Raw genomic sequence first — 25,287 nt, 5'->3', positions numbered from 1 at the left:
CACTTCCTATTCATATCATATGTTTATCAAGATATATAAAAATTATAGCAAAGGTTTTGTATATTTTGCTTGAGAAAATGAAAAAAGCTGCCCAAAAAGGACAGCTTTACATATGTATTTTTACACTTCGATTGACTTTCCATCTTCAACAATATGATAAAGTAAGTGAGCTAAATGATGGATTGGACCATACTCTTCCTCTTCTTCATCTGTTTCACCTTGGAATTCAAGATCGTTTAAATATAATGCTAAGAATTGATAGTATAGTTTTAAATCAAATCCGTAGCACGCAGTTGGCTCTTCATGATCCCCTTCATATTGTAGCATTAAGTATTGATCATTTCCTTCTGCATCTTCTGCATCAAAGAATACGAAGAATCCAACGTTTGTATCTAAATCAAATAGATGACGAGTACCTTTTTCTGTTGCTTTGTTGAAGTCCTCTTCACTTAATTTATGTACTGTTGTCGCTTTCGCATTATCTTCTTGATGGAAATTTACTGTAAATGTTTTCAATGCTGACACCTCCTGATTGTATAATACTAGCATAACATATAAAAAGGACTGCTTACAAATGTAAACAGTCCTTATATTCATTTTCGCATTGCTCGCAATAAGAAGCTTACGATGAAGATTAAAATAATCGCACCAATTAAAGCTGGAATAATTGCATATCCGCCTATTACTGGGCCGAAACTACCAAGTAATTTCCCACCAATCCAAGAACCAATAATACCAGCAATAATATTACCAATTACACCGCCTGGTACATCTCTGCCAGTAATTAAACTAGCTAACCATCCTAATATACCACCAACGATTAAAGACCAAATCATATGATAACCTCCTTTATATTTCACCAATCAAAATATAATTAGAAACAATTGCTTACCATTAGTTATGCTACATTTTTCATAAGTTATTCATACAGCTCAACTATTAGATTATTTCAAAATAATGAACAACTAGTTTTTGGATTAGTGGTGGAAACCCTTCATATTTCTCCTATTATGGGCAATCAGGCTTCAATATTGTACGCATAAACTCTTCTTTAAATGCAGGATAGTTAAAACCAACCGCAATTCTTTGTATTGGCCGATCATCAAACCTTGTTGGCTCAGCTATTTTTCTAAAGTCAGCCACACTTTCTCCTCTTGTTACGTCATTTGTCGTACTAATCCAAACTGCAGATTTTTTATATTCAAAAATATCATCATTTATAAATGAAATGAACGGAAGTAAATCGTGAATCGGGCTTCCAGCAATACCAGGGTATTCTTTTTTATAAAAATTCTCATAATAAAAATCAATCATTGGTTTAATAAGCTTTGCCTGCCCTGTTCCTTCTTTATTAATAATACCCACCATTTCAGGCGTAATTAGGGCCTGTTGCGTTACATTTAATGGATAAATAGTCGCATTCTTTGCGTACTTCATTACAATATTTGCAGCAATTGGATCTCCATAAAAATTTGCTTCCGATACAGGAGTAACGTTACCAGGAAATAAAAACGCACCGCCCATAATATAATACGAACATATTTTATCCATTACATTTGGATATAATAAAAATAATGTTGCCAATGTTGTTAATCGTCCTGTCGCTACGATAATAATATCTTCTGGACAAGGCTCAATTAATTTAATTAATTCACAAAAATTTTCCCGTTTACAAATCCTCATTTCAGGTGGAATAATGGGGCCTAGGCCGTGCTCTCCATGAATTTCAGGAAAAAACAAAGGTTCTTCAGCTGTCATCGGTCTTGCTGCACCCTCAATGATCTTTACTTCTGTAGCATAGTATCTTTCTAAAAAGTACACATTTTCTGTTACGATTTCTCGCGATACATTTCCATATTCAGCAACAATACCTATAATATCTAATTTACATGTTTTATTTGCATAAATTAACGCCACAGCATCGTCAATACCAAAGTCTCCAAAAAAGATGATTTTCTTATTAACTATCCTCACCCCTCTTCAGCATAATCTACTATTATTATTATGTAAAAAAGACAAGGCTGTGAAACAGTGCAAACTAAAAAAGCCGCCTATTTATTGGCGACTTCAATCTTTTTATAAGATAAATATGCTAGTACATTCTTACTTGAATCGTATTTTGGATTATTTCCTTTTCTCGGTTCTCTCATATGTGTTTTTTCAAATCCAGGAATATCTGGCATTTTCTCCATAAATTCAAGCATTTCTTCTTCAGTTCCTTCAATACGTACGCGAATCATTATTACTTTTCCTCTATTCTCATTTTCTCAGTACTAAGTATATCGTACTTTGAAAAGACTGCAAGAAATTTATCTTTTTAATGTCGCACTTTTTCTACATATAAACAATGCCATTTCAGTATAAAACGATATAATTTTATTATTTTCATATTGAATGTTAAAGAATTCTTGCATTTCAAGTGATGTTTTCATCATACATTCTGTTAACTTCTCTCGTTTTTGCAAAGGTACATTCATCATATCGCACCACCAGTCAAATTCAAATTTCTTGTCAAAGGTAAGACATGACTGCATTTGCAAATTATTTTTTTCTAACAAGGTAATCCATTCTGTTTTTTTCAACGCTCGTTCATGACTCGGATCCCGTTTTTTTTCTATAAAATTATAAAATGTATCGTATTCATTATTTTCCGGTGAAACATTATCTATTAAAATAAACAATCCATTATCTTCTAACGTCCGATTTACTTCATAAACAAACTGATCTGGATTCGTAAAATGATGTGCTGCAATTCGGCATGTTATCACATCAAATGAACGATCAGAAAACGGTAAACTTTCAGCATTTCCAGCGACAAAAGATACATTTTCATGTCCATTACTTATAATAAAGTTTTTCGCATTCTCTAACATTTTTTCTGTTAAGTCTAAGGCAACTACTTCTTGAAACAATGGAGCTAATACATTCGCAACATGTCCTCCGCCAGTAGCAATATCAAGAAGACGATTATTATGACGAGACTCAACTTGTTGAACTACATATTGTAAATCCTGTCCTTTAGCATGAATTTTACTTTTTACATACTTCTCCGCATTATTACCAAACTGTTGTTTCACAAGCTCTTCTTTATTCATTTTATCATCTTCTTTCTATTGTTATTGACATATAGAATTCATATAATAATTAAAGTTCTCTTTATGTATTTTCAAATCCTCTTTTCAGCTCACTTCTTATCATGCTGTCCTACATCATATCTATTTTCCGTTTTAATATTAACCAAAAAAGGTTACGGGAACTAGTCCCCTAACCTAACTAAATATCCATTACATTTTTACTTTTTCATCTACATCTATATAGTATAAATCCTCTTTCAACTTCATAATAATGTCTACTTCGTTATAAGTAGCCTCACGAGCATGTAAACCAAATTGATCCATGCCAATCCATATCCATCCAGGTGTATGATATAGAACATCTATGTTAAAATAATCTAATTTAGCAAGCTCCGATTTAATAAATTTATCTTTATTAGCGATTTGTTTATTTATTAAACCATATTCTTTTCCATTTTCCAATAGCGATATAATCTTCCCTACAATCGGATGTTCACGAACAATAAAGTGATATTCCTTTTCCTCTATCTTTACAACAATCAAACAAGAATTAGATAAATTAGTCCCTAAATTCGACATAGTTATTTATTCACCCCCTTTATTCGATTTATAAACATAATAACAAATGAATATTCAAATAAAATTAATATAATGTAAAAAATAAAAAAGCTGACTTCCCTTTAGAAATCAGCCTTTATAGTTTGATCATCTATATACTTTTACAAACTATTATAATGTTTCTTTTTCCTCATCCTTTCCAGAAACTAAATTCCCAATAGCATCTGCTGTTACTTCCACCACAAATTCACAAATACCTGCTACCACTTCTCCAATCACTTCATCCATTTTTTTACCCCCTTATTTTATGTAACCTATTTGTAGTATAGAAGAGATTGGTTATTTTTAACTATCGGAAAACGTGACAACAACATTACAGTTTTGTAAGCTTTTTTATTTTGTTTCACTTCAATCCTTTGAAACTTCAAGTATGATTCACATACTTATAGGCCATCATAATATTAAGTAAATACTAATTTCGCTAGAGGAGGCGTGTAAAATTTACTACGTAAAATTAATTAAAGGTCAATCATTCTATGCTTTTGATCATCGTTTCTTAATGTCTGAAGAAGAAGAGGTTTCCGAGAAAGTTTATAATTACTTACGTCGCAATGAATTTTTCGAAGTACGTAAAGAAGAATATTCAGCCTAAGTACAAAAGCACCAAGAAAACCATCACTGTATTGTGATATTTTCTTGATGCTTTTTTGTGAATTACTCCTTTTCAACAATTAATGTCGACTCTATTAAAATATTCTATTATTTGTCCAAGCTATTTCATTGCTATTTTCATACTTTAGTATATGAGGAGGTGACGAATATGACTCATATCATTGATTACCAAGCTACTCAACCTATAAGTAAAACGGGTGAAACCACTTTTGCAATCCCAGCTTCTCCAAATAAAGCAATTCTAGCAAATTTGAAAGTAAGAATTTCAAGTAGAGATTCACGTAATAATCGAGTAGAATTAATCGCTACAATTGGTGTAGAAGGTATATCTGGAACTTCACAAGTTTTATTCCGAATTTTCCGTGATAACTTCGAAATTTTCAATGCACAAGCAGGTATTGAATCTACAGATTCTGAGCAATTCTACACTCAAACATTTCAAGCTATAGATCAAAATGTTAGCAGTGGAACACACCAATATTCATTAACTGTAGAAAACCTTACTAGTGGTGCAAGCGCAGAAGTTGTTGGTCCTCTATCTTTTAGCGCTTTAGCTATTGGACAAGAGCGTAAATGCTGCTAAGTGAATCTAATGTTTAATTTTGCAATTGAGAAAAGCGAGACATAGTTATATGTTCTTGCTTTTTTTATTTTTTTGATATTTATCCCTACTATTCGTTATGTTTTAATCATTTAGTATTTACATTTTAATTTACATTTTAATTTGCTTATTTTATCAATTAACGAATCGATTTTTTGACAAATCAAAAAGATTGAAATCCGCTGATGAAACACGTAATATAGACTCTGACTCTTAAAAAGTTCGTTACTAATAATACATAAAATAAGGAGGTTTTATATACGAGTTTTTCATTTTAAAAGACGGAGAGGTTTTATATTATGTGGCGTAATAAAAATGTTTGGATTGTATTAATCGGGGAGTTTATTGCTGGTTTAGGGTTATGGCTTGGTATTCTTGGTAACCTTGAATTTATGCAAAAATATGTCCCTTCTGATTTTATGAAATCAGTTATATTATTTATCGGATTATTAGCAGGTGTTCTCGTAGGGCCTATGGCTGGTCGCATTATTGATCAGTATGAAAAGAAAAAAGTTCTTCTTTACGCCGGGTTTGGTCGTGTTATTAGTGTTATTTTTATGTTTTTCGCTATCCAATTTGAAAGTATTGCCTTTATGATTGCATTTATGGTTGCTCTTCAAATTTCAGCAGCATTTTATTTCCCTGCATTACAATCTGTAATCCCACTCATCGTACGCGAGCATGAATTATTACAAATGAACGGTGTACATATGAATGTAGGTACAATCGCTCGTATTGCAGGTACTTCACTAGGTGGAATTCTTTTAGTTGTAATGAGTTTACAGTATATGTATGCCTTCTCAATGGCAGCGTACGCTTTATTATTCCTCTCAACTTTCTTCCTACAATTCGAAGATAAGAAATCAACAACACCAAGTAAACAAGCGGCAAAAGATAATAGCTTTATGGAAGTATTTCGTATTTTAAAAGGAATTCCGATTGCTTTCACAGCACTTATATTAAGTATTATCCCTCTATTATTTATAGCCGGATTTAATTTAATGGTAATCAATATTAGCGAAATGCAACATGATCCAACGATTAAAGGCTTTATATATACAATTGAAGGTATCGCATTTATGTTAGGTGCCTTCGTTATTAAACGTTTATCTGACCATTTCAAACCTGAAAAATTATTATATTTCTTCGCAGTTTGTACCGCTTTTGCACATCTATCATTGTTCTTTAGCGATATAAAATGGATGTCTCTTACATCATTTGGTTTATTTGGTTTTAGTGTCGGTTGCTTCTTCCCTATTATGTCGACAATTTTCCAAACGAAAGTGGAAAAAAGCTATCACGGCCGTCTATTCTCATTCCGTAATATGTTTGAAAGAGTTATGTTCCAAATCGTTTTACTCGGTACTGGTTTCTTCTTAGATACGATTGGTTTACAGTACATGGTCTTAATTTTCGGTGTCATTTCATTATTAATCATTTTCATTTCATTATCTAAACAGAAACAATATGAAAAACAGCCTTCGCAATCTGCGAATTTATAACATAAACAAAAAGCATGGATTTAGTAGTACTAGATTAACCCATGCTTTTTGTTATATATAATTTTATTTAATACACTTATTGAAATTATTTAAAGGAGTACCTATTTTACTTTCGAATATAATATATAAATAAGGTATATAGGAGGCGCAAAATGTCTGATGGCATTCAGTTATTTATTATCCTTTTTGTTGTATTCGTTATGTTTAGCATCATTAACTTTTTAGCAATTTCCCTATCTCAACATAGCTTTAAAAGAAGAGTTGTGGCAGGCTTCATATTTTTACTGCTAACGCCTATTATTTTTTTGACAATTACGGCACTCACTTCTATATTGGATAACGCTGGTTTTGGAGCAATTAACCTAACCTCTTCTATTGTAAATGTATACATTTTAAACGGCATTGTCATTCTTCTCTCCGCTTCATTTACCCTCAAAAAACAAAATATAAGATAACACACTATGCATGAATCGGGATTACATTCGATTCATGCCTTTTTATTTTAAAAACTCTACCTACTCCAATTTTTATCCCACTTTAATGGGCAGTAAGACCCCCACTGATTAAAGTTTCACTTTATATGAAATTAAATAATTCTTTATAAAAATTTAAACTTTATTTATTACAATATTCGTATCGCATTCGCACGTTTATCGAAAATGAAAAGAAAGGAGTACAAAATGAAAAAGGTTCTATTCATTATTACATTATTCATTATACTACTCAGTGGATGTAGCAATAATGACATATACGGTACTTGGGAAGTCATTGATAACAAAAACGGTCTTTGTCCTGTATCGTATAAATTTGAAACAGTTGTAAAAGAAGAAAAGAAAGAAAAAATTATTCAATATTTAGTAGAGATGCAAACAACAAAGAAAAAAGAAGATTTATACAAAGGCTCATTTGTTAAGGATTCTAATGTATATCACATTGATTATGGTAACTCATTTACATCGGATCAAACTTTAAAGGTTGTGGATGGCAAATTAAGCGTATACTTTTATGCAGTTGAAAAATTATGTACATATAAAAAGAAATGATTGCTCTTCATTTAAAACGCAGAAAATATTTTCTGCGTTATTTTTATCCTTCCTCTAAATTTGTCAATCGTTTTAATTTTCGTAAAAAAATGATAAAATGTACTCATGTGTTTTCAGAATAATTAAAAACGCAGAAAGAAAACACTGTTTTTAGGAGGGGTTTTGATGACTTACACGTTAGCAACTAGAATGAAAGCATTCCAATCTTCTATATTTAGTGAATTAGGGGCTTATAAAAAAGAAAAAATTGCAGCAGGTCACAAAATGATTGATTTAAGTATCGGGAATCCTGATATGCCACCTGCTGACTTTGTAAGAGAAGAAATGGTACATACAGCCAATCAAAAAGAAAGCTATGGATACACATTAAGTGGTATTCAAGAATTTCACGAAGCTGTAACTGAATATTACAACAACACTCATAATGTTATATTAAATGCCGATAAAGAAGTTTTATTATTAATGGGGTCACAGGACGGACTCGTTCATTTACCTATGGTTTATGCGAATCCGGGAGATATTATATTAGTTCCTGATCCAGGATATACAGCTTATGAAACAGGAATTCAAATGGCTGGAGCAACATCTTACTACATGCCTTTAAAGAAAGATAATGATTTCTTACCTGACTTAGAGCTAATTCCTGAAGAAATTGCAGATAAAGCGAAGATGATGATTTTAAACTTCCCAGGGAATCCAGTTCCAGCAATGGCTCATGAAGATTTCTTTAAAGAGGTAATTGCATTCGCGAAAAAGCATAACATTATTGTTGTCCATGATTTTGCTTATGCTGAATTTTATTTTGATGGTAATAAACCAATTAGCTTCCTCTCTGTGCCTGGTGCTAAAGAAGTTGGCGTAGAAATTAACTCTTTGTCAAAAAGTTATAGTTTGGCAGGTAGTCGTATTGGATATATGATTGGAAATGAAGAAATTGTTCGTGCACTTACTCAGTTTAAATCCAATACAGATTACGGAGTGTTTTTACCAATTCAAAAAGCGGCATGTGCTGCACTAAAAAATGGTGCTGCTTTTTGTGAGAAAAACCGCTGTATTTATCAAGAACGTAGAGATACTTTAATCGATGGGTTCAAAACATTTGGCTGGAATGTCGATAAACCAGCTGGTAGTATGTTCGTTTGGGCTGAAATTCCGAACGGCTGGACTTCTATAGATTTCGCATATGCATTAATGGATCGTGCGAATGTCGTTGTTACGCCAGGTCATGCATTTGGACCTCACGGAGAAGGCTTTGTACGTATTGCACTCGTTCAAGATAAAAAAGTGCTACAACAAGTGGTTGAAAACATTAGAAATAGTGGTATTTTTTCTCTTGAAAAAGTAAATGAATTAGTTAAAAATTAATGGTAACTCCCCTGTTTAACTGTAGCAGGGGTATTATTTATTGGAGGTATTTTCATATGCACATTGAAGACACTCTTCCTCATCGTTATCCATTTTTAATGGTTGATAAAGTAACAAATGTAAAACATGGTGAATCCGTTACGGGATATAAACTCATTACAAATAATGAATGGTTTATAAATGATAGTCAAAAACATATGCCTCATATGTTAATTGTAGAAGCACTTGCTCAGCTTAGTGCATTTGTACATACGAGTGACTCTGAAGGACTAGGCTTTCTCTCCTCTTTAGATGGGGTTGTATTCCAAGGAAAAGCATATCCCGGTGATAAACTTGATTTACATTATGAGCTATCTCGCAATCGCCGAGGTTTTATTCTAGGTAAAGGCACCGCAACTGTTAATAATCAGCCGATTGTAACGATAGAAAAACTATTAATATATCAAGCTGATTAGAGTGTTCCTTACATTAGTTGAGAGTATGATTTAACACGAAAGCATATTACGTAGTTAGGAGCAGGTAAATGGAAAGTACGATCGGTATCGATGCTGGAGGAACATTAACGAAAATTGCTTATTTGAACGAAAAAATGCAATTAGCTTTTGAAAAGTTTTATTCAAATGAACAAAATAAAATAATAAATTGGCTTAAGCAAAACACTGGTAAAAAACAAATATGTATTACAGGTGGTAAAGCAAAACAATTACAGCAACTACTTTCACCCTCATATAAAATAGTAGAACTAAACGAATTTGAAGCTACTCTTATAGGCGTCCGCTACATGTTAAAAGAAGAGAAATATGCTGTAAACAACTTTATTTTAACAAATATCGGCACAGGTACTTCTATTCATTACGTTTATAATGACAAATATATTCGAGCTGGTGGAACTGGTGTTGGCGGTGGTACTATTATGGGACTTTCAAAATTATTAACAAATCTAGATCATTTTGAAGATGTGATCCCTTTAACAAAAGTAGGTTCTAGAAAAGAATTAGATATTACAGTTGGTGATATTTATGGCGGTATTCTCTCCCCTATTGATAATAGTTTAACTGCAAGCAATTTTGGTAAAGCCGCTACTATAGAATCAAATTATAATAGCTCAGATATACTTGCTACTGTACAAGGACTCGTCGGTGAAGTCGTTACTGCATTAAGCCTTCAATTCGCCGAAACAAAAAACATTGACCATATTATTTATATTGGTTCGACTCTATGTAATAACATACATCTTCAAAATATTATTAGTAGCTACACAAAATATCAAAATAAAATACCTATTTTTTTACAAGATGGTGGTAATAGCGGTGCGATTGGAGCTTTACTTCATGTTACGAATAAAAAAAGCTGACTTTTGTCAGCTTTTTGAAATGCGGATTTTATACGCTAAAACAGTCTCTACATGTGAGATTTTATCTTTGTTACTGTAAAAATCAACTAGTTCCCCAGCTAGAGGTGATTGTTGACGTAAAATTCGTTAGCTGTAGTAAAAAAACTATTTTCTTACCTTTTTTTAATAAAATTTCAATAATTCATTTATAAATACACTAACTCAATTATCAATTTACTACAGCTTTTTTGCGTAATATACAGAAAGGAAGTTAAATTCTATATGTAATAATATTGGGAAAACAATTGATAGTGTGGAATCCGTAATCATACCATGTATTATTCCCCCTAAAAATGCGAACAGCATAAATTTTATACTAGTCTGATTAAATTTGTAATATTGTAAGTGAGATACAGCAAATAGAAAGGAAGATATTAGAATTGGTAGCGTAACTGGTATGTAAGCTATTTCAAAATTAGAGAGGATCGGGAATGCGTTGTTAAGTATTGGTATAATCATCCCTCTAAAAATTACTTCTTCAAAAATAGGATACATAATTACAAAGTTTAAGATATTCTTTTTCCCAATTGGATTATATCCTGAGTATCGTGAAATGACAATATTCGTTATCAAAGCAATCAAGATTAATACAACAATTGATTCATAGTGAATTGGTAAACGGAATACATAATTATCTACATAAAAATAACTAATTATCGTCAGTATTGTCCCCCATATATAAATAATCTCATTTTCTATCTTGCGGTACAACGTTTTTCCAATAATAATGCCAACTGTAATATCAACAATTTTATATGAAAAAGCTAATAAAACAGCAAGTACTAACGCAATAAAGTAGCTCATATCGACTCATTACCTCCTCTCAAAAAGAACTATTTTCAGTTCATGTATTTGATTTACCACATTACCATACATTTCTTTCATTCACCATAAAATTTTACCATATAGTGGTGATTTTGAGAGGGAAAATTAGTTACATAGCATATAATGATTTCATAAAAACAAAGACTTCTCAATAGAGAAGTCTTTGTTTTTACACTGTATGATTACTATTCCCCCGCAAAACTTTCCTAAACTTTATAAAACAAGCAATTCTCCAAGGAATAATATACGAGACAGCAATAACATAAAATAATAAACCAATTGTTTGTTGATCTAAGTCTACAATATATTTCCTTGAACCATACCTTAAAACGACAAGTGCAATAAAAGTAATTAAGAAAGCAGCACTTTTTTTCGTATAAATATTCCCATCATCTCTTCGTTCATAATTTGTTAATACTATAAGCGGCACAGCGAAAAGTACCCCAATGAATACCGCTATAACTACTTGTAATATAGCTGGATGTACGGGACCAAAAAACCATACAACACCTGGTGTTAAAAATAATAATGGCCATAAAATACGTTTTCCTGATCCCTTTATTGGCTTATGCATGGAACGATAACGACGCCAGAATATTAATAGTGCAATGCCTAAAAAGACTGTAATGAGTGAAGATGTGTCTCCCATTTCCTATCCTTCTCTCTATAGTAATCTAATAATATTTCAAATCGTTTTTTCAAATGATACTTTACGAATAAATATACTACTAGTTATGATATAAAGAACAGTTAATCCAATTGAAATAACAGTAAAATACGGTATATCTACTAAAGATCCATCACTCGTAAATAATAAACCGGTTACCCCCGCTTCTCCATAAAGTACACTATTTGTTGATAAGAAAAGGGTCCCACCAATCATAAGACCGATCCACTGAAATCGTTGTTTAAAAACTACTACCACTTGAAAGAAACATGCTGTTGTAACATAAAATAAAAATTGCAAAATAAATTGTTGCACCGATTGCTCCCAAAAACTAACATTTACTAAATTATATTTTATATCTTGTAAAAGCATAACTTGAAGAAATGAAAATAATGCAGATTGCAATACGATATAACAAATTGCCCCGATAAAATATTGTATTCTCGTTACACCGAATGAAATAGCTAAACGAAAAAGCTCATCTTGAATGATGAAAACACTCCCTACTATAAATAACATAATTGCTATTGAAGGATTATTTATAATTTCGGGTAAATAACCAATGTTCACTCCATTTAAATGAGCAGCATTTAAAGCCCCTTTTATTAATAAAGCTACAATCCAAAATATTAAAATTGCTTTATAATGAAAATTAATATGTAACTTTAACTGCTTCATTAATATCGTCATTTCACTTCACCACCAGTTATGTGAATAAATAATTTTTGTAATGTTATTCCATCAACTACTAATCCTAATTTTTCAATAGAGTCATAATCTTCATTAGACAATTCTTCCCATATAACAGCAATACCCTTATTTCCATAAACTTCTCGATTTAATACTTTTTTATTGATCAAGAACTCGTCCACTTTATCCTTTTGGCCTGAAATAATCTGAACTTGTTGTAATAAATCTTCCACCAATGATTGAACAACTAATCTTCCTTCTTTTATGATTATCACATCTTCAATCACATGAGTTACTTCTTCTACTAAATGTGTGGATAATATAATAGTTCGTGGATACTCACCGTAATCTTCTAGGAGTAGACTATAAAATAATTCACGATGCGCTGCGTCTAAACCTGTAGTTGGTTCATCAAAAATTGTAATTGGTGCCCTGCTTGCTAATCCTTGAATAATTCCAACAACTGTTTGCATACCGTGTGATAGCTTATGATATTTCATTTTCGTATTAAGCTGAAATTTATCAGCGAGTTTTTCAGCATACTTTCCATCCCAGTTTTTATAAAACATGCTACACATCTTAAAAATATCTTTTACTTTATAACTGAAATGTGCTTCTTCTTTCACTCTAACAAAACAAATATTTTGCATTGCTTTACTATTTTCAAAAACATTTTCACCAAATATTGATATGCTACCACTACTTGAAATAATTTGGCCTGCAAGTAAATTTAATAGTGTCGTTTTTCCCGCTCCGTTTCTACCGAGCAAACCATATATTTTATGCTCTTCCAATGAAATCGTTACTTCATTTACTGCTACTTTCTTTTTATATTTTTTCGTTATATCTTTCGTCTCAAGAGCAATCATTCCTCTTTCCCCTCCCTCGTAATTTTTTGAATCATATCCATCAATTCATCTTTGGATATTTCTAATACTTTTGCTTCTTCCCACACTTTCGGTAAATATTCGGTCATAAAAGTATTTTGTCTTTTTTTTAGTACGACTTCTTTCGCTCCTTTTGCAACAAACATTCCGATCCCTCTCTTTTTATATAGAATCCCTTCGTCAACTAATACATTTACCCCTTTAGCTGCAGTAGCTGGATTAATTTGTAACATCTTCGCAAATTGATTTGTTGATGGAACTTGTTCTTCTTCAAGCAATATGTCTTTTAAAATATCAGATTCAATCGTTTCTGCAATTTGTAAGTATATTAATTTATTTTGCTCCAGAGTAGGTTTCACAATTTCACCACCTTAGTTCGGTTCATAGGTTCATTACTTATGTAATTAACCATATCACATAAATATATTCATTTCCATAAATTTCTTTTACAAAAAAAGAGAGTCATTCGTTTAAGAATGGCTCTCTTTCTAAAATTTCGAAGTTTCAACTCTTGTTCTCAAATTCTTTTCATTTATACCATTTTGACAAAAGTTAAATGGTTGTCCTTTTATTGACTTTGTACGATCTACTATTTGCCCTAAATGATAACTTGTGTGCTCCACTAAATGTAATAAACTATGAAGTTCAATATGTCTTTTTTCTTCCCATGCTTGTATATATGCTTTTCCCCATCCATCAAATACCTTTTCAACGTACTGTAGCAAAACTTCAGTATGTTGTCGCTTTGTTGGAAAATACTCCTCGATTCCCTTTTCAAAAACTATATTTGGATTTTTATAACGACTAGTATTTCTCTGCATATGTTCACAAATATGCAGTACGATTCCACCAATTGAATTAACAGACTCCCCTTGTTTCCATAAATCATCTTCACTAACGAACTGAATTGCCTGTACTAACTTAGGTAAATAATGAGCCTGCATTCTATGATAAGAAATTTTGTATACTAACTCCATCTTTGTCCCTCCAATTATTTCGACCACTTTACTGGATATTTAACAAATAAAGATTTTCGGAAATCTTTATCATTCACAAGCCTATTAATTTTTTCGTTATTATCATTAAGGAACTTTACTACTTTCTTTTTATCCCATATATTATCTTCTTTTGGAAAATCATTAAAATTTTCATACAAGATTGGTAGTATTTCTTCTCTTTTCATCGTAAACTTTTTATTTTCTACTTGGAAATCAAAAGCTTTTGCATTTGGTACTAAAATCGCTAGATAAATAGCATTAAAGAGAAAATTCTTCTTTATTGTATCCTTACCATCAAACCAATACGTCTCAACCATGTCTTCTGTAAGAGGGCCACTCCCTTTTGCACCATAGTTCACCTTTATACTTTCATTCTCTATACTTACACTTTGAAATGTTTCACCACCGGGTAAATGATTAACAATTGCAACTACATCTGAGTTATTCCCAACGTATGTCCCCGCATATTTCTTAAACTCACCAGGTTCAACATCGGATATTTCTTTTATTCTTTCTCCTCTAGAACAAGCAGTAATACATAAAAAAATTGTTAGCATAACAACTACATTACGATGCATATATTTCATTTAGCATCCCCCATTTTTATCGATATTTCGTTAATTACAATACACCTTCTCAAAACCCTTTAAAATATACGCATTTTAATCAAAATTAAAAATTTTCATTTTTTATGTTTACAATTATCCATTAATTGTATATACTTACTAACGTAAGAAAAATATTCTAAAAGGAGGTCGAAGGAAATGATGAAATTACAATTACATGCTTTAACTTTAGCGTTAACTGCACCTGTGTTTTCTGGACAATTAAATATGAATTCGACCACCCTAATGGAGAATTGAAAATCGTACATTATTTCGATTAATTCATAAATTCGCCACAGGAGGTCGTATACTTTCCTGTGGCTTTTTCACGCCTGGCCATAGGAGAACTATATCTTCCTGTGGCTTTTTTGTGCGATTTTTTAGTCTCTTACATTATTTTTTAAAGAAAGGAGCAACATTCGATGACTATTAGCGTATTGTTTTTAAGTATTACGATTCAAAGAAATAAAATTTCTAAAGATGAAATGTTTCATAATGAGCAAATAGAAAAAGCTATGAATGATGTTAAGGAGCGCCAAGCACTTTATTGTGATCACATGTAATTCCTTTTCGAAAGGAGGAATTCATTTATGACTTTTCATATTTTCTTTTTTACGACTGTACTTCAGAAAAACACTTTAACTGAAGCTGAGATCCATCGTAAACAACAAATAAAACAACTGACTGATAAAATGACTGACATTAAAAGTTCATATTATACGCATATGTATTAAAAATATATTTTTAAGGAGAACTACCTTCATGAAATTTAAAGCATTCTTTTTAACTATCACCATTCAAAAACGTAAACTTTCTCACAACGAAATTTTACGTGAACAACACATTCAATCCATTATGGACGAAGTAAAAGAGCGTCAAGCTTCTTATTACAGCCGTCTTTTCTAATAAACTTATAAAGGGGTTTTATCTAATGAAATTTAAAGCATTCTTTTTAACTATCACCATTCAAAAACGTAAACTTTCACAGAAAGAGATTTTGCGTGAGCAACACATTCAAACTATTATGGACGAAGTAAAAGAACGTCAAGCTTCTTATTACAGCCGTCTTTTCTAATAAACTTATAAAGGGGTTTTATCTAATGAAATTTAAAGTATTCTTTTTAACGATCACAATTCAAAAAACTAAGTTCTCGGACAGTGAAATATTGCATGACCATCAAATTAATAAAGCTATGGAAGATGTAAAAGAACGTCAAAGTCACTACTGTAGCCATCTATAATTCCTTTCGAAAGGAGGAATGTATCATGAAGTTTCATCTTTTCTTCTTAACAATTACAATCCAGAAAGAAATTTTTTCTGAAGATGAATTAAAACAAGAGCAACAATACAAAAAGATTATGGACGAAATTCGAGATCGTAGAAGCAAATACTACACTCACCTATAATCCTTTAAAATATAAAACTTGAAAGGAGTCGATTATGATGTTGATAGCACGTTGTAAGGAAATGATTTGGATAGTTCAGAGGGATTCCACATAGTTTTATTGGAGCTATATCATACAACTTTAACGTTATATTTGATATGTAATAAATACACAATAAAATTGTATTTGTACAATTTTTAAATTTGATTAATAAACAAAAAGATACACCACTTAAAAAGCGGTGTATCTTTCTCAACATATACTATTTTCGATTACTTCGTTTCGTCTTAAACAATCTCACTAAGTTCGATACAACTGTTTTCGTTACTGCATACACTGGCACCGCCAAGATCATTCCGATAATTCCCGCAAAGTTACCTACCCCTAAAATTAAAATAATAATTGTTAACGGATGGATATTTAATTTTGAACTCATAATACGCGGTGAAATGATGTTACTTTCAAACTGTTGTACAATTGTTACGATAATAATTACGTACAACGCTTGCATCGGAGATACAAACAAACCTACAATAACAGCTGGTGCTGCACCGATAAATGGACCTAAGTTAGGAATTATATTTGTAAATGCAGCTATAATTCCTAAAACAAAAGCGTACGGTAAATCGATAATTAAATAACCGATAAAAGTAAAAGCACCTACAAATATACAAACAAGCGCTTGCCCTTGAATATATGCAGATAATGTTTCGTTCGTTTCCTTAATGATACGAAGCCCTTCTTCACGGTATGACTCTGGTAATAAACTTACTGCTTTTCCTGGAAACGCATGTCCATCTTTAAACATATAAAATAAAATGAACGGTACTGTAAAAATAACTAATGCGACGTTCGTTATGATACCAAATAAAGCCGTTGCACTCGACGTAATTGTGTTTGGTATATCCTTTAAATATTCAATTGCATTTTTTTCAATTGTTTCAATGGAAACATAGTTTTGTGTAGATAACCATTCAAACAATCTATGATGGGATAAATCTTGTATGTATAGTTTTCCCTCTTTTATATAGCCTGGCATATTTTTCACTAAATCCATTAGCTGTTGTGAGATCGTTGGAACAACTACCCCAACGCCAACTGCAGTTAATGTTATGATAAAAAGATATAACAGTAAAATCGCTAAATTTCTAGGTACTTTTTTCTCCTCTAAAAAGACTAACACCGGATTAAATATGAAGTATAAAAATAACGCGATTAAGATTGGGAAAAACAGCGTTGATATGAAGATACCAATCGGTTGAAATAGAAACGATATTTTTGTGCAAATAAATATGATCGCTACAACCATTAGCACTTCTAATGTCCAAAAGTGCACTTTCGATTTCAAAAAAACGTCCTCCTTTAAACTAGCACTTCTCTTCATTGTACCAAAATAAGTAACAATTTCACATAATATTTTCCTTTACAATATTCCAAAATGCCAATAAATACACTACAATGAGATTACATACAAATTTGCAGGTAAAGGTGATAAAAATGACACAATGCATCATTTGCAGAAAAGATACGAAAGAACTTAGTGAACAATATGTCATCCCAGAAATATTATGTGGATATTATTTCACAAACTCAATTTGTGATACTTGTCATGAACAAATGACAACAAATATTGATCGCCCCTTAATTCGGCATAAATTAAGTCAGTTCAAGATTGAGCACATGAAAAAACAGATTGACTCCCCACTCTATACGAATGAGCATGGTGAGGAACTTGCAGCGGCTGAGACGGATGTTGTTGAAGTAAGTGACGAAATACTTTATTCCAATGCATTAATTATGAAACTATGTAAAAAGCACGATATTTCACTACATAATGAAATTTGGAAAGAAGAACGTGTAACGAAAGTAGCTAGCTCTATTCAACGTGAATTACTTTTAGATAACCGTAAGTATAAAATGAGTGTATTAAAAATGGCTTATACTTTCGCTGTACAAGCAGTCGATGGCTATTTTGAAGATCAAGATGCGATTGATATTTCTAGCATCCTATCAAATGCCGACTTCATGGAATTAAAAGAAAAGAGCATTGTTCGTGATTTAAGCAAAAGTTCTTTATGGAATACATTAAATACAAATAGCGAAAACCACTACTTTATTTTATTAAGTGATAAAGATGGCCTCTTCTGTTTCATTCGTCTATTTGATATTTTTGATGTTGTCGTTCATTTATCAGAAAAGAGATATGAACTTCCTTCACCAATTGTCGGCGTTAATGATGTAAATAAGCAAGAATTTTACGTTCAAACTTTAAAACAGTATATGGACGGGCTCTTTAAAGAAAAATCACCTTTTATTTAATTAGAAACAGAACATACGGTCTCCTTTCTTGATGAAAAGACACTGTGTTATAATAAGTATGAAAAGAACAATACAATCACATAAACCAATTATAAATTGTATATAAATAAAAAAGACTAGTGTGCGGCTACACACTAGTCCACGTAACTTAGCAGATTGGATTGTTCATTTATCCTATTTGTTTCTTACAAACAAAACAACCCACATTCTATTGGCATAGGTGGGTTGTTATTTTTTGAGCTTGTCTATTAAAACGACGACGAATGTTAACAATGCAACGAGAAACAGTCCACCTTGCAGTAACAACGCTATTTCACTCACTTATTATCACCCCCCTCCTAATTGGAGAAGTGATAATTGAACAACCAACCGCACCTTAAGTTACTATTTAATTTTACCATATTTTCTGATAGTTTACGATGAAAACCCGCAAGTGATTTACTTGCGAGTTTTTTACCACGTATTAACAGGCAGTAAACAAAATGAAGCAAAACATAGGTGAAACTGCCTCTAAATACCCGATTGGTGAAAGCTAATAATCCTTTGGGACAATTCACCCAAAGGATGAAAGCTTCACTTTATTTCTCACTATTTTTTTAATGCATATGCATCAGCTATCATTTCACCAACAATTTTATTTTCTTGCTTCTTATCTTCCTTCAATAAAGGAAATAACAGTTCTGCCACTTCATATGCCTCTTCTAAATGTGGATATCCTGATAAAACAAATGTATCAATTCCTAAAGCTTCATATTCTTTTATTCTATTTGCTACTGTATGCGGATCTCCAACAAGCGCAGTACCTGCACCACCTCTTACAAGCCCGATGCCAGCCCATAAATTAGGACTTATCTCTAACGACTCCCGTGTACCTTTATTTAAATGGGTCATTCGTTTTTGACCAACTGAATCATATCTTGCAAATGTCTTTTGAGCAAGCTCAATTGTCTCATTATCTACATATTGAATTAAACGTTCTGCCTCTTCCCACGCTTCTTCTTCTGTTTCTCTTACAATTACGTGTAATCTAATGCCAAATTGAACCGTACGCCCCTTTTCTTCCGCAAGTTTTCTTACTTCATCTATTTTCTCTTTCACTTGCTTTGGTGGCTCGCCCCACGTTAAATATACATCACTATGTTCTGCTGCAACTTCCTTTCCTGCAGCGGATGATCCTCCAAAATATATAGGAGGGTATGGCGTTTGAACTGGTGGGAACACAACTTTACTATCTGTAACTTTAATATGTTTTCCTTCTAATGAAATGGTCTCACCTTGCAAAGTCGATTTCCAAACTTTTAAGAATTCATCAGCTGCTTCATATCTTTCATCATGTTCAAGATATAATCCATCTCCTTGTAATTCAACTGGATCTCCTCCAGCTACTACATTAATAAGTAACCTCCCGTCTGAAATTCTATCAAATGTAGAAGCCATCCTCGCTGCAACTGTCGGTGACATTAGTCCTGGTCGAACTGCTACTAAAAACTTTAATTTCTCTGTCTCAGCTGCAAGTGCCGATGCAAGTACCCATGGATCTTCACAACCTTGACCAGTTGGAAGTAACACACCTGAATATCCTAAATAATCGGCTGCCTGTGCAACTTGTTTATAATAACCATACTCAGCTGCTCTTCCTCGTTTTGTCGTTCCTAAATATCGACCATCTCCATACGCCGGAATAAACCATAATAATTCCATACCTTTACACACCCCTTATTTATTTTGAAACGTACACTAAAATACTCTATATAAATTACCCCTAATAATTTATATATTAATTTCCTATCTCTCCTTTAAAATTATCTCGCCATCTTAAAAACTTCACTTCTAGTAAACGAACAAGTGAATCAGAAAACTTCCCAACGAATGCAAAGATAATAATACCGACAAATACAATATCTGTATTTGAAAATTGCCTTGCATCCATAATCATATAGCCAATACCTTCTGTAGATCCCATAAGTTCTGCTACTACTAAACTCACCCATGCTACTCCTAATGATAATCTTGCCCCAAGTAATAAATTTGGCAATGCTGCCGGTAAAATTAGTTTCGTAATTAATTTTCTTTTACTAAACTCTAACACTCTCGCAACATCAAATAACTTTGAATCTACACCTCGTATTCCTAGAAACGCGTTTACATATAAAGGAAAAAATGCACCATCTGCAATTAATAACACTTTCGATGTTTCACCAAAACCGAACCATAATACGAAAAGCGGTGCAACAGCTAAGTGAGGCACGGTTCTTAACATTTGTACTGACGGATCTAAATATTGCTCGCTTCTCGTTGAAAACCCAACAATCGTTCCTAATATAATTCCTAGACTCCCACCAATAAAGAAACCAGCCGCAGCCCTGAATACACTGATACTTAGATGACCGTATAACTCTCCTGTTTTTATAAGTTCTTGAAAAGCTAGAAATATATCTAATGGCGTTGGTAAAACTGTTTTAGAGACTAAATCGAATACGCCAGCTAACTGCCAAATAATTAATACGACAATTGGTATCGTAATCGCTCTTACTAACACTTTTACATTTGTCTTTCGCAATTTTTTTACATTGCTTTTGCCAATCGTTATACTCGCCCTTTTCACAACAGCCTTCGTATTTTCCAATTTACAAAACCTCTTTTCATTTCGTCTTTATTGCTTTTTCTACGAAAGAATTATCTACAACTTTATCTGTTTTGATTTCTTTCTTTATAGAACCGAGCTTATATTGAAAATCTGCTGTCTGTTGCTGTTCTGCAACTATTTCTTTCGTTACCGGAACTAAGATGGGTTTGTCGTGATTAAACACTTCTTTTACAATATCTGCATCTATTTTTTTTGCAGAAGTGTATATTTTTATTGCTTCATCCAAGTTTTCATCTTGCCATACACGTGCTTTTTCATATACTTTAAGGAATTTCTCCACTAATTCTGGATGCTCTTTCGCAAATTTTGTTCTCGCAATTAAAAACTCTGGGGAAGATACGTTTAATTGTTCACCATCTGTAATCACCTTCGCTCCTTTATTTACCGTATGTAACGATATGAAAGGATCCCAAATTGCCCATGCATCTACTGATCCTGATTCAAATGCTGGCTGCGCTTCATCTGGTTGTAACTGAATGACATTTACATCTTTTGCATTGATACCTTCTTTATCAAGCGCTCGATACAATAAATTAAATGCGCTACTTCCTTTTGCTACTGCGATTTTTTTACCTTTTAAATCTTTTATACTCGTAATCTTGCTATCCTTTTGTACAAGAATCCCTGTTCCTTTTCTCGCATAACTTGTATTAGCAATTTCGGTAAATTCAATACCAGCTGCTTGCGCGGAAATAACTGGAGAGTTGCCAACTTCACCAAAGTCTAATCGATTTGATGCGATTGCCTCAAAATAAGGAGGTCCGCTTTGGAACTCTGTCCATTTCACCTTAACTCCTTCTTTTTTAAACTCCTCTTCAAACCATCCCTTTTTCTGTGCCAATAAAAGTGGGCTTAATCCTTGCTGAATACCAATTTGTACTGTTACATCTTCCTTCTTACTACTTGCTGTTCTTTTTTCACATCCGAATAAAAATAAAGAAATAGCTAATGCAAAAGAAAGAATTTTGATTTTTTTATACATATACTCACCCTTTCCCTATATACTTGTTTGAATTAGTCCCCCGCGTTCAAACTGCTGTAATACTTTCTTTCGAATTTCTTGGAATGACTCCGAAGTTTTACTACGCGGATAAGGTAAATTATTTTCAATCACTTTATGTATTTTTCCAGGCTTTGCACTCATGATGACAATTCTGTTTGAAAGATATATTGCTTCGTCTATATCATGTGTAACAAATATCATTGTCGTCTTTTTTTGTTCCCAAATGTTGAGCAGTACTTCTTGCAAATGACTTCGGGTAAATGCATCCAGTGCTCCAAATGGCTCATCAAGTAACAATACATTTGGATCTCTTAGCAACGCTCTTGCAATGGCAACACGTTGTGACATCCCGCCTGATATTTCTTTCGGATATGACTTTTCAAAACCGTCTAGCCGAACAATTTCAACCCATTCCTTTACCTTATCCTTCACATACTTATCTTTTAATGACAAATCAGCCGCAATATTTTCTTCCACTGTAAGCCACGGAAACAATCGATGCTCTTGAAATATAAATCCTTGCTTCTTACTCGGTTTTGTTATACGCTCCCCGTCAATAATGATTTCTCCTTCAAAATCGCTGTCTAAGCCTGCAATAATTTTTAATAGTGTACTTTTTCCGCAACCACTCGGACCAATTACTGTAACAAAATCACCTTTCTCTAATTGAAAATTAATATTCTCTAATACTTGAACAGTACGAGTTTGTTTCGAAAAATATTTTGATACTCCATCAATTGAAACAGTCACTTCTTCGCCTCCTTGAAATGATTCATCTAAATGAACAGATTCAGTATTTATGCAATAAAAAAACCAAAGGCATTTTATCAATAGATAAAATGCCTTTGGTTTCTCCAATCAGCAATACGTAATAGAATTAAGTACATATTATACAAATATTTCCGATAAGTCAACTGGGTTTTGTTAAAAAAATACATATGGTTCGTTTGAACATCCTTATTGTCATTTATTTTTTATGGTTCTTAATCCACTGTAACCAATAAGAAAACTCACATGCCAAATGCATTTGGTGCGATTTAATAAGGCTATTAGGACAAAGTGCTGGAAACTCTACAACTAGACTTACTTCTATACCAGTATCTGTATCTTTGAATTGATGTCGAACTCCACCAATAGTAGTACCGTCTTTCATACGTGCAACACCTGTTGATTGGTATTGATAAGACTTATCTCTAGGTGTCTTCAATCCCGTTTCGTCACCAAAAACAATAAAAAATTGAACTGGAAATGGAGAATTACCAGTTGTTTCGATAACTTCTAATTCATTTTCCCCAAACGGTCTTAGTACATAGTGATCAGGACAAGCTGACAAGTTCACCTGATTATTTTCACGTGATTGTTCAAGCATAAAACTGTCAATCCCATTTATCGCTTCTTCTGCTGTAATCCCATCTAAATAGATACTTGTTTTCGAAAAATTCCGTCTATTACCAGATAAAACTGTAGCGATACGCATACCCATTTCACTTAATTTAAGTTTAGACTTCAACTTATCATACATTTCATCGTATGAATAATTTAATTTTAGTTCCGTTAGTTTTTTTATCATATCGTCTGTATCATTTAATTCTTGCTCTTTATGTCCTAATGTATTTAAAACTTTTTTAATACGTTCTCTTTTCCATTTTGTAAGTTGTTCATTCGAAATATTGTTTCCATCGATCATAATCTTCATATACATTCTCCTTCTCTTTGATCATATCGCAGTGTATTTAATACTAAATTAACCATTTCTTGCTTCGTATCTAAATTCAAATTCACCTCTGAATGAGCAACACTGCTAAGACCGTATAAAATAAAACCTGAAGCTAGTAATGAGTTATCAGTATTAAAAATCCCCGTTTTCATCCCTTCTTCAATCACTTGTCGAATTAATGGCTGAATTCGCGTGAATAATTTCTGTTCCAGTTGAAAATGTTGTTCTGTCTGAAAAGAGCTCACATTTTTATAAGGCGCTAATTTTTCAATAAATGTCCAAAATATATTTAGAGAATCTTCCATCTTTTGCATGACAGACCGTTCATTTGAAATTAGTACTTCTTCGATTAACTCCATATTTTTCACAATAAAATCATTTAACACTTCATCAACAAAGTTATCTTTAGACTTGAAGTAATAATAAAATAAGCCTGTTGCTACACCTGCATGATTCACAACATCTTTTATGCCAAATCCTTTCATACCATTTTTCATATATAGTTCAAAGCCAATATCCATTAACTCTTGTCGTCTTATATCTGGTTCTTTTGATATTCTTTTCATAGGTCATCTCCTACTAATTTTGTCCTCGACTGAATCTAATTCAATCATAAACGACTGAACTATATTCAGTCAATATTAATTTCCACAAAAAAGAGTAATCCCAAGAAATATACATCTAACCTTAGACTTATCAAAAAAGTTAGATTATATAACTTGAGACTACTCAATTTCATTAAACACGTATTCTATTTTCAAATCGATTACAATTTAGTTTAACCTCACTCTTTCTGTTTCTACAATCATTTGAGGAAGCGTCTTTTGAATTATTTCCTCTAATACATGAAGAGCTTCATTCACATAACCATCCTCAAACCTCTCTAAAGGCTCAGGCAACTCATCCTCATCTAAAATAAAATATTCTCCACTTGGAAGTACCAAAATATCAATAATTAAGTCTTCAAATGACACTAGTTCATCTGTTATTTGCGTATTTTTTACAACATTAAAATAAGAGCCTACATACATTCCATTCTTATCTCTCCATATGTATAAATTGTACGGACGATTTTCCCAGTAGTATGCAATGGTGTAACTTCCTTTTGGGATTGTTAAACTCGCACGATGTGCAGTCATTGTAAATGAATACTGAACCTCATGAAATAACACGATACTTTGCAACTGCTTTTCAAGTAATAAGCAAGTGTGATCTACCGTTGTCGAGTCATATCGTATTTTTCTTTCTATAATTTCACTTTTGGATGTTAGTAATTTATTCATTCTTTGTTTCCCCTTATGCTATTTCTAGCTTTATTATATCGGTTTATATAGT

The 25,287-nt window shown here is 32.4% G+C and carries 37 protein-coding genes; 15 read left to right on the top strand and 22 right to left on the bottom strand.

Annotated features, from left to right (window positions below; genetic code table 11):
- Window positions 1-120: 120 nt before the first annotated feature.
- The 6 genes from ACTFRS_RS03930 to ACTFRS_RS03905 all read right to left on the bottom strand — a co-directional run bounded on the left by ACTFRS_RS03930 (window position 121) and on the right by ACTFRS_RS03905 (window position 3,653).
- Window positions 121-516, bottom strand: a complete 396-nt coding sequence (locus ACTFRS_RS03930; RefSeq protein WP_000847587.1) for a hypothetical protein — start codon at window positions 514-516, stop codon at window positions 121-123.
- A 77-nt stretch (window positions 517-593) separates the two neighbouring features.
- Window positions 594-836, bottom strand: coding sequence for a GlsB/YeaQ/YmgE family stress response membrane protein (locus tag ACTFRS_RS03925; RefSeq protein WP_000638307.1), 243 nt, complete (start codon window positions 834-836; stop codon window positions 594-596).
- A gap of 172 nt (window positions 837-1,008) precedes the next feature.
- A complete protein-coding gene (locus ACTFRS_RS03920) occupies window positions 1,009-1,974 on the bottom strand; it encodes a nucleoside hydrolase (protein WP_139865885.1) in 966 nt (321 codons plus the stop codon).
- A 77-nt stretch (window positions 1,975-2,051) separates the two neighbouring features.
- The gene (locus ACTFRS_RS03915; RefSeq protein ID WP_000621879.1) at window positions 2,052-2,240 is read right to left on the bottom strand and encodes a DUF3970 family protein; all 189 of its coding nucleotides are present in this window, start codon (window positions 2,238-2,240) and stop codon (window positions 2,052-2,054) included.
- Window positions 2,241-2,309: 69 nt separating this feature from the next.
- A complete protein-coding gene (locus ACTFRS_RS03910) occupies window positions 2,310-3,095 on the bottom strand; it encodes a class I SAM-dependent methyltransferase (RefSeq protein ID WP_242294871.1) in 786 nt (261 codons plus the stop codon).
- Window positions 3,096-3,284: 189 nt separating this feature from the next.
- On the bottom strand, window positions 3,285-3,653 hold the full coding sequence (locus ACTFRS_RS03905; RefSeq protein ID WP_139865887.1) for a hypothetical protein: 369 nt from the start codon (window positions 3,651-3,653) through the stop codon (window positions 3,285-3,287).
- A gap of 478 nt (window positions 3,654-4,131) precedes the next feature.
- Here ACTFRS_RS03905 and ACTFRS_RS03900 point away from each other — a divergent pair, with 478 nt between their 5' ends.
- The 8 genes from ACTFRS_RS03900 (at window position 4,132) to coaW (ending at window position 10,169) form a co-directional block, all read left to right on the top strand.
- Window positions 4,132-4,284 (top strand): YqbF domain-containing protein, encoded by a 153-nt coding sequence (locus ACTFRS_RS03900; protein WP_071680000.1) that lies wholly within the window; start codon window positions 4,132-4,134, stop codon window positions 4,282-4,284.
- Window positions 4,285-4,452: 168 nt separating this feature from the next.
- On the top strand, window positions 4,453-4,887 hold the full coding sequence (gene exsC / locus ACTFRS_RS03895) for an exosporium protein ExsC (RefSeq protein ID WP_061182655.1): 435 nt from the start codon (window positions 4,453-4,455) through the stop codon (window positions 4,885-4,887).
- 317 nt (window positions 4,888-5,204) lie between these two features.
- Window positions 5,205-6,407 (top strand): MFS transporter, encoded by a 1,203-nt coding sequence (locus ACTFRS_RS03890; RefSeq protein ID WP_000269246.1) that lies wholly within the window; start codon window positions 5,205-5,207, stop codon window positions 6,405-6,407.
- Between the two features lie 152 nt (window positions 6,408-6,559).
- Complete coding sequence (locus tag ACTFRS_RS03885) at window positions 6,560-6,862, top strand: hypothetical protein (RefSeq protein WP_440024212.1); 303 nt, start codon at window positions 6,560-6,562, stop codon at window positions 6,860-6,862.
- A gap of 225 nt (window positions 6,863-7,087) precedes the next feature.
- Window positions 7,088-7,450 (top strand): hypothetical protein, encoded by a 363-nt coding sequence (locus ACTFRS_RS03880; protein ID WP_242294869.1) that lies wholly within the window; start codon window positions 7,088-7,090, stop codon window positions 7,448-7,450.
- A gap of 165 nt (window positions 7,451-7,615) precedes the next feature.
- Complete coding sequence (locus ACTFRS_RS03875; RefSeq protein WP_139865891.1) at window positions 7,616-8,815, top strand: LL-diaminopimelate aminotransferase; 1,200 nt, start codon at window positions 7,616-7,618, stop codon at window positions 8,813-8,815.
- A gap of 56 nt (window positions 8,816-8,871) precedes the next feature.
- Window positions 8,872-9,270 (top strand): 3-hydroxyacyl-ACP dehydratase FabZ family protein, encoded by a 399-nt coding sequence (locus tag ACTFRS_RS03870; protein ID WP_139865892.1) that lies wholly within the window; start codon window positions 8,872-8,874, stop codon window positions 9,268-9,270.
- Between the two features lie 68 nt (window positions 9,271-9,338).
- Window positions 9,339-10,169: a type II pantothenate kinase gene (gene coaW, locus ACTFRS_RS03865; protein ID WP_139865893.1), complete on the top strand. Its 831-nt coding sequence runs from the start codon at window positions 9,339-9,341 to the stop codon at window positions 10,167-10,169.
- A 216-nt stretch (window positions 10,170-10,385) separates the two neighbouring features.
- On the opposite strand, the gene ACTFRS_RS03860 is transcribed toward coaW, so the two are convergent.
- From ACTFRS_RS03860 to ACTFRS_RS03830, 7 genes are all read right to left on the bottom strand, one after another.
- Entirely contained in the window at window positions 10,386-11,012 is a 627-nt protein-coding gene (locus tag ACTFRS_RS03860; RefSeq protein ID WP_242294956.1) for a CPBP family intramembrane glutamic endopeptidase, read from the bottom strand.
- A gap of 190 nt (window positions 11,013-11,202) precedes the next feature.
- Window positions 11,203-11,682, bottom strand: coding sequence for a CcdC family protein (locus tag ACTFRS_RS03855; RefSeq protein ID WP_431084665.1), 480 nt, complete (start codon window positions 11,680-11,682; stop codon window positions 11,203-11,205).
- Window positions 11,683-11,718: 36 nt separating this feature from the next.
- Window positions 11,719-12,390, bottom strand: coding sequence for a DUF4052 family protein (locus ACTFRS_RS03850; RefSeq protein ID WP_431084666.1), 672 nt, complete (start codon window positions 12,388-12,390; stop codon window positions 11,719-11,721).
- Window positions 12,387-13,259 (bottom strand): ATP-binding cassette domain-containing protein, encoded by an 873-nt coding sequence (locus ACTFRS_RS03845; protein WP_139865897.1) that lies wholly within the window; start codon window positions 13,257-13,259, stop codon window positions 12,387-12,389. Before ACTFRS_RS03845 ends, ACTFRS_RS03850 begins: the two co-directional genes overlap by 4 nt.
- Window positions 13,256-13,636, bottom strand: a complete 381-nt coding sequence (locus ACTFRS_RS03840; protein ID WP_139865898.1) for a GntR family transcriptional regulator — start codon at window positions 13,634-13,636, stop codon at window positions 13,256-13,258. Before ACTFRS_RS03840 ends, ACTFRS_RS03845 begins: the two co-directional genes overlap by 4 nt.
- 129 nt (window positions 13,637-13,765) lie before the next feature.
- Window positions 13,766-14,254 (bottom strand): DinB family protein, encoded by a 489-nt coding sequence (locus tag ACTFRS_RS03835; RefSeq protein ID WP_139865899.1) that lies wholly within the window; start codon window positions 14,252-14,254, stop codon window positions 13,766-13,768.
- Between the two features lie 14 nt (window positions 14,255-14,268).
- On the bottom strand, window positions 14,269-14,862 hold the full coding sequence (locus ACTFRS_RS03830; RefSeq protein WP_431084667.1) for a DUF4825 domain-containing protein: 594 nt from the start codon (window positions 14,860-14,862) through the stop codon (window positions 14,269-14,271).
- A gap of 440 nt (window positions 14,863-15,302) precedes the next feature.
- Here ACTFRS_RS03830 and ACTFRS_RS03825 point away from each other — a divergent pair, with 440 nt between their 5' ends.
- The 6 genes from ACTFRS_RS03825 to ACTFRS_RS03800 are packed head-to-tail and all read left to right on the top strand — an operon-like array spanning window position 15,303 to window position 16,287.
- Window positions 15,303-15,443 (top strand): YrzI family small protein, encoded by a 141-nt coding sequence (locus ACTFRS_RS03825; protein WP_000156179.1) that lies wholly within the window; start codon window positions 15,303-15,305, stop codon window positions 15,441-15,443.
- 27 nt (window positions 15,444-15,470) lie between these two features.
- A complete protein-coding gene (locus ACTFRS_RS03820; RefSeq protein WP_000142732.1) occupies window positions 15,471-15,614 on the top strand; it encodes a YrzI family small protein in 144 nt (47 codons plus the stop codon).
- A gap of 28 nt (window positions 15,615-15,642) precedes the next feature.
- Window positions 15,643-15,786, top strand: coding sequence for a YrzI family small protein (locus ACTFRS_RS03815; RefSeq protein WP_000668957.1), 144 nt, complete (start codon window positions 15,643-15,645; stop codon window positions 15,784-15,786).
- Between the two features lie 25 nt (window positions 15,787-15,811).
- Window positions 15,812-15,955, top strand: coding sequence for a YrzI family small protein (locus ACTFRS_RS03810; RefSeq protein ID WP_000668966.1), 144 nt, complete (start codon window positions 15,812-15,814; stop codon window positions 15,953-15,955).
- 25 nt (window positions 15,956-15,980) lie between these two features.
- Window positions 15,981-16,121, top strand: a complete 141-nt coding sequence (locus ACTFRS_RS03805; RefSeq protein WP_000669812.1) for a YrzI family small protein — start codon at window positions 15,981-15,983, stop codon at window positions 16,119-16,121.
- A gap of 25 nt (window positions 16,122-16,146) precedes the next feature.
- Window positions 16,147-16,287 (top strand): YrzI family small protein, encoded by a 141-nt coding sequence (locus ACTFRS_RS03800; RefSeq protein WP_000668488.1) that lies wholly within the window; start codon window positions 16,147-16,149, stop codon window positions 16,285-16,287.
- A gap of 241 nt (window positions 16,288-16,528) precedes the next feature.
- Here ACTFRS_RS03800 and ACTFRS_RS03795 read toward each other — a convergent pair whose 3' ends face one another.
- Entirely contained in the window at window positions 16,529-17,614 is a 1,086-nt protein-coding gene (locus ACTFRS_RS03795; protein ID WP_000837888.1) for an AI-2E family transporter, read from the bottom strand.
- A gap of 149 nt (window positions 17,615-17,763) precedes the next feature.
- Here ACTFRS_RS03795 and ACTFRS_RS03790 point away from each other — a divergent pair, with 149 nt between their 5' ends.
- Window positions 17,764-18,585, top strand: coding sequence for an HNH endonuclease (locus tag ACTFRS_RS03790; protein ID WP_139865902.1), 822 nt, complete (start codon window positions 17,764-17,766; stop codon window positions 18,583-18,585).
- A 228-nt stretch (window positions 18,586-18,813) separates the two neighbouring features.
- Here the strand turns inward: ACTFRS_RS03790 and ACTFRS_RS03785 are convergent, their stop codons facing one another.
- From ACTFRS_RS03785 to ACTFRS_RS03750, 8 genes are all read right to left on the bottom strand, one after another.
- The gene (locus ACTFRS_RS03785) at window positions 18,814-18,906 is read right to left on the bottom strand and encodes a putative holin-like toxin (protein ID WP_001289320.1); all 93 of its coding nucleotides are present in this window, start codon (window positions 18,904-18,906) and stop codon (window positions 18,814-18,816) included.
- Between the two features lie 267 nt (window positions 18,907-19,173).
- Window positions 19,174-20,286 (bottom strand): FMNH2-dependent alkanesulfonate monooxygenase, encoded by a 1,113-nt coding sequence (ssuD, locus tag ACTFRS_RS03780; protein WP_242294198.1) that lies wholly within the window; start codon window positions 20,284-20,286, stop codon window positions 19,174-19,176.
- Between the two features lie 76 nt (window positions 20,287-20,362).
- Window positions 20,363-21,211 carry an ABC transporter permease gene (locus ACTFRS_RS03775; RefSeq protein ID WP_139865904.1) on the bottom strand — a complete coding sequence of 283 codons (849 nt, stop codon included), beginning with the start codon at window positions 21,209-21,211 and terminating at the stop codon, window positions 20,363-20,365.
- A gap of 16 nt (window positions 21,212-21,227) precedes the next feature.
- Window positions 21,228-22,214, bottom strand: coding sequence for an aliphatic sulfonate ABC transporter substrate-binding protein (locus ACTFRS_RS03770; RefSeq protein WP_431084668.1), 987 nt, complete (start codon window positions 22,212-22,214; stop codon window positions 21,228-21,230).
- Between the two features lie 15 nt (window positions 22,215-22,229).
- Window positions 22,230-22,985: an ABC transporter ATP-binding protein gene (locus ACTFRS_RS03765; RefSeq protein ID WP_208735706.1), complete on the bottom strand. Its 756-nt coding sequence runs from the start codon at window positions 22,983-22,985 to the stop codon at window positions 22,230-22,232.
- A 217-nt stretch (window positions 22,986-23,202) separates the two neighbouring features.
- On the bottom strand, window positions 23,203-23,931 hold the full coding sequence (locus ACTFRS_RS03760; protein WP_431084669.1) for a hypothetical protein: 729 nt from the start codon (window positions 23,929-23,931) through the stop codon (window positions 23,203-23,205).
- Window positions 23,928-24,518: a TetR/AcrR family transcriptional regulator gene (locus ACTFRS_RS03755; protein ID WP_000822614.1), complete on the bottom strand. Its 591-nt coding sequence runs from the start codon at window positions 24,516-24,518 to the stop codon at window positions 23,928-23,930. The genes ACTFRS_RS03760 and ACTFRS_RS03755 overlap by 4 nt, the downstream gene beginning before the upstream one ends.
- A 207-nt stretch (window positions 24,519-24,725) precedes the next feature.
- Window positions 24,726-25,235: a DUF402 domain-containing protein gene (locus ACTFRS_RS03750; RefSeq protein WP_431084670.1), complete on the bottom strand. Its 510-nt coding sequence runs from the start codon at window positions 25,233-25,235 to the stop codon at window positions 24,726-24,728.
- Between the last annotated feature and the right edge of the window lie 52 nt (window positions 25,236-25,287).

It is taken from the genome of Bacillus cereus group sp. MYBK139-1 (genome assembly GCF_051916915.1).
Lineage (GTDB): Bacteria > Bacillota > Bacilli > Bacillales > Bacillaceae_G > Bacillus_A > Bacillus_A pacificus.
This window is presented reverse-complemented; position numbering and strand designations above follow the sequence as displayed.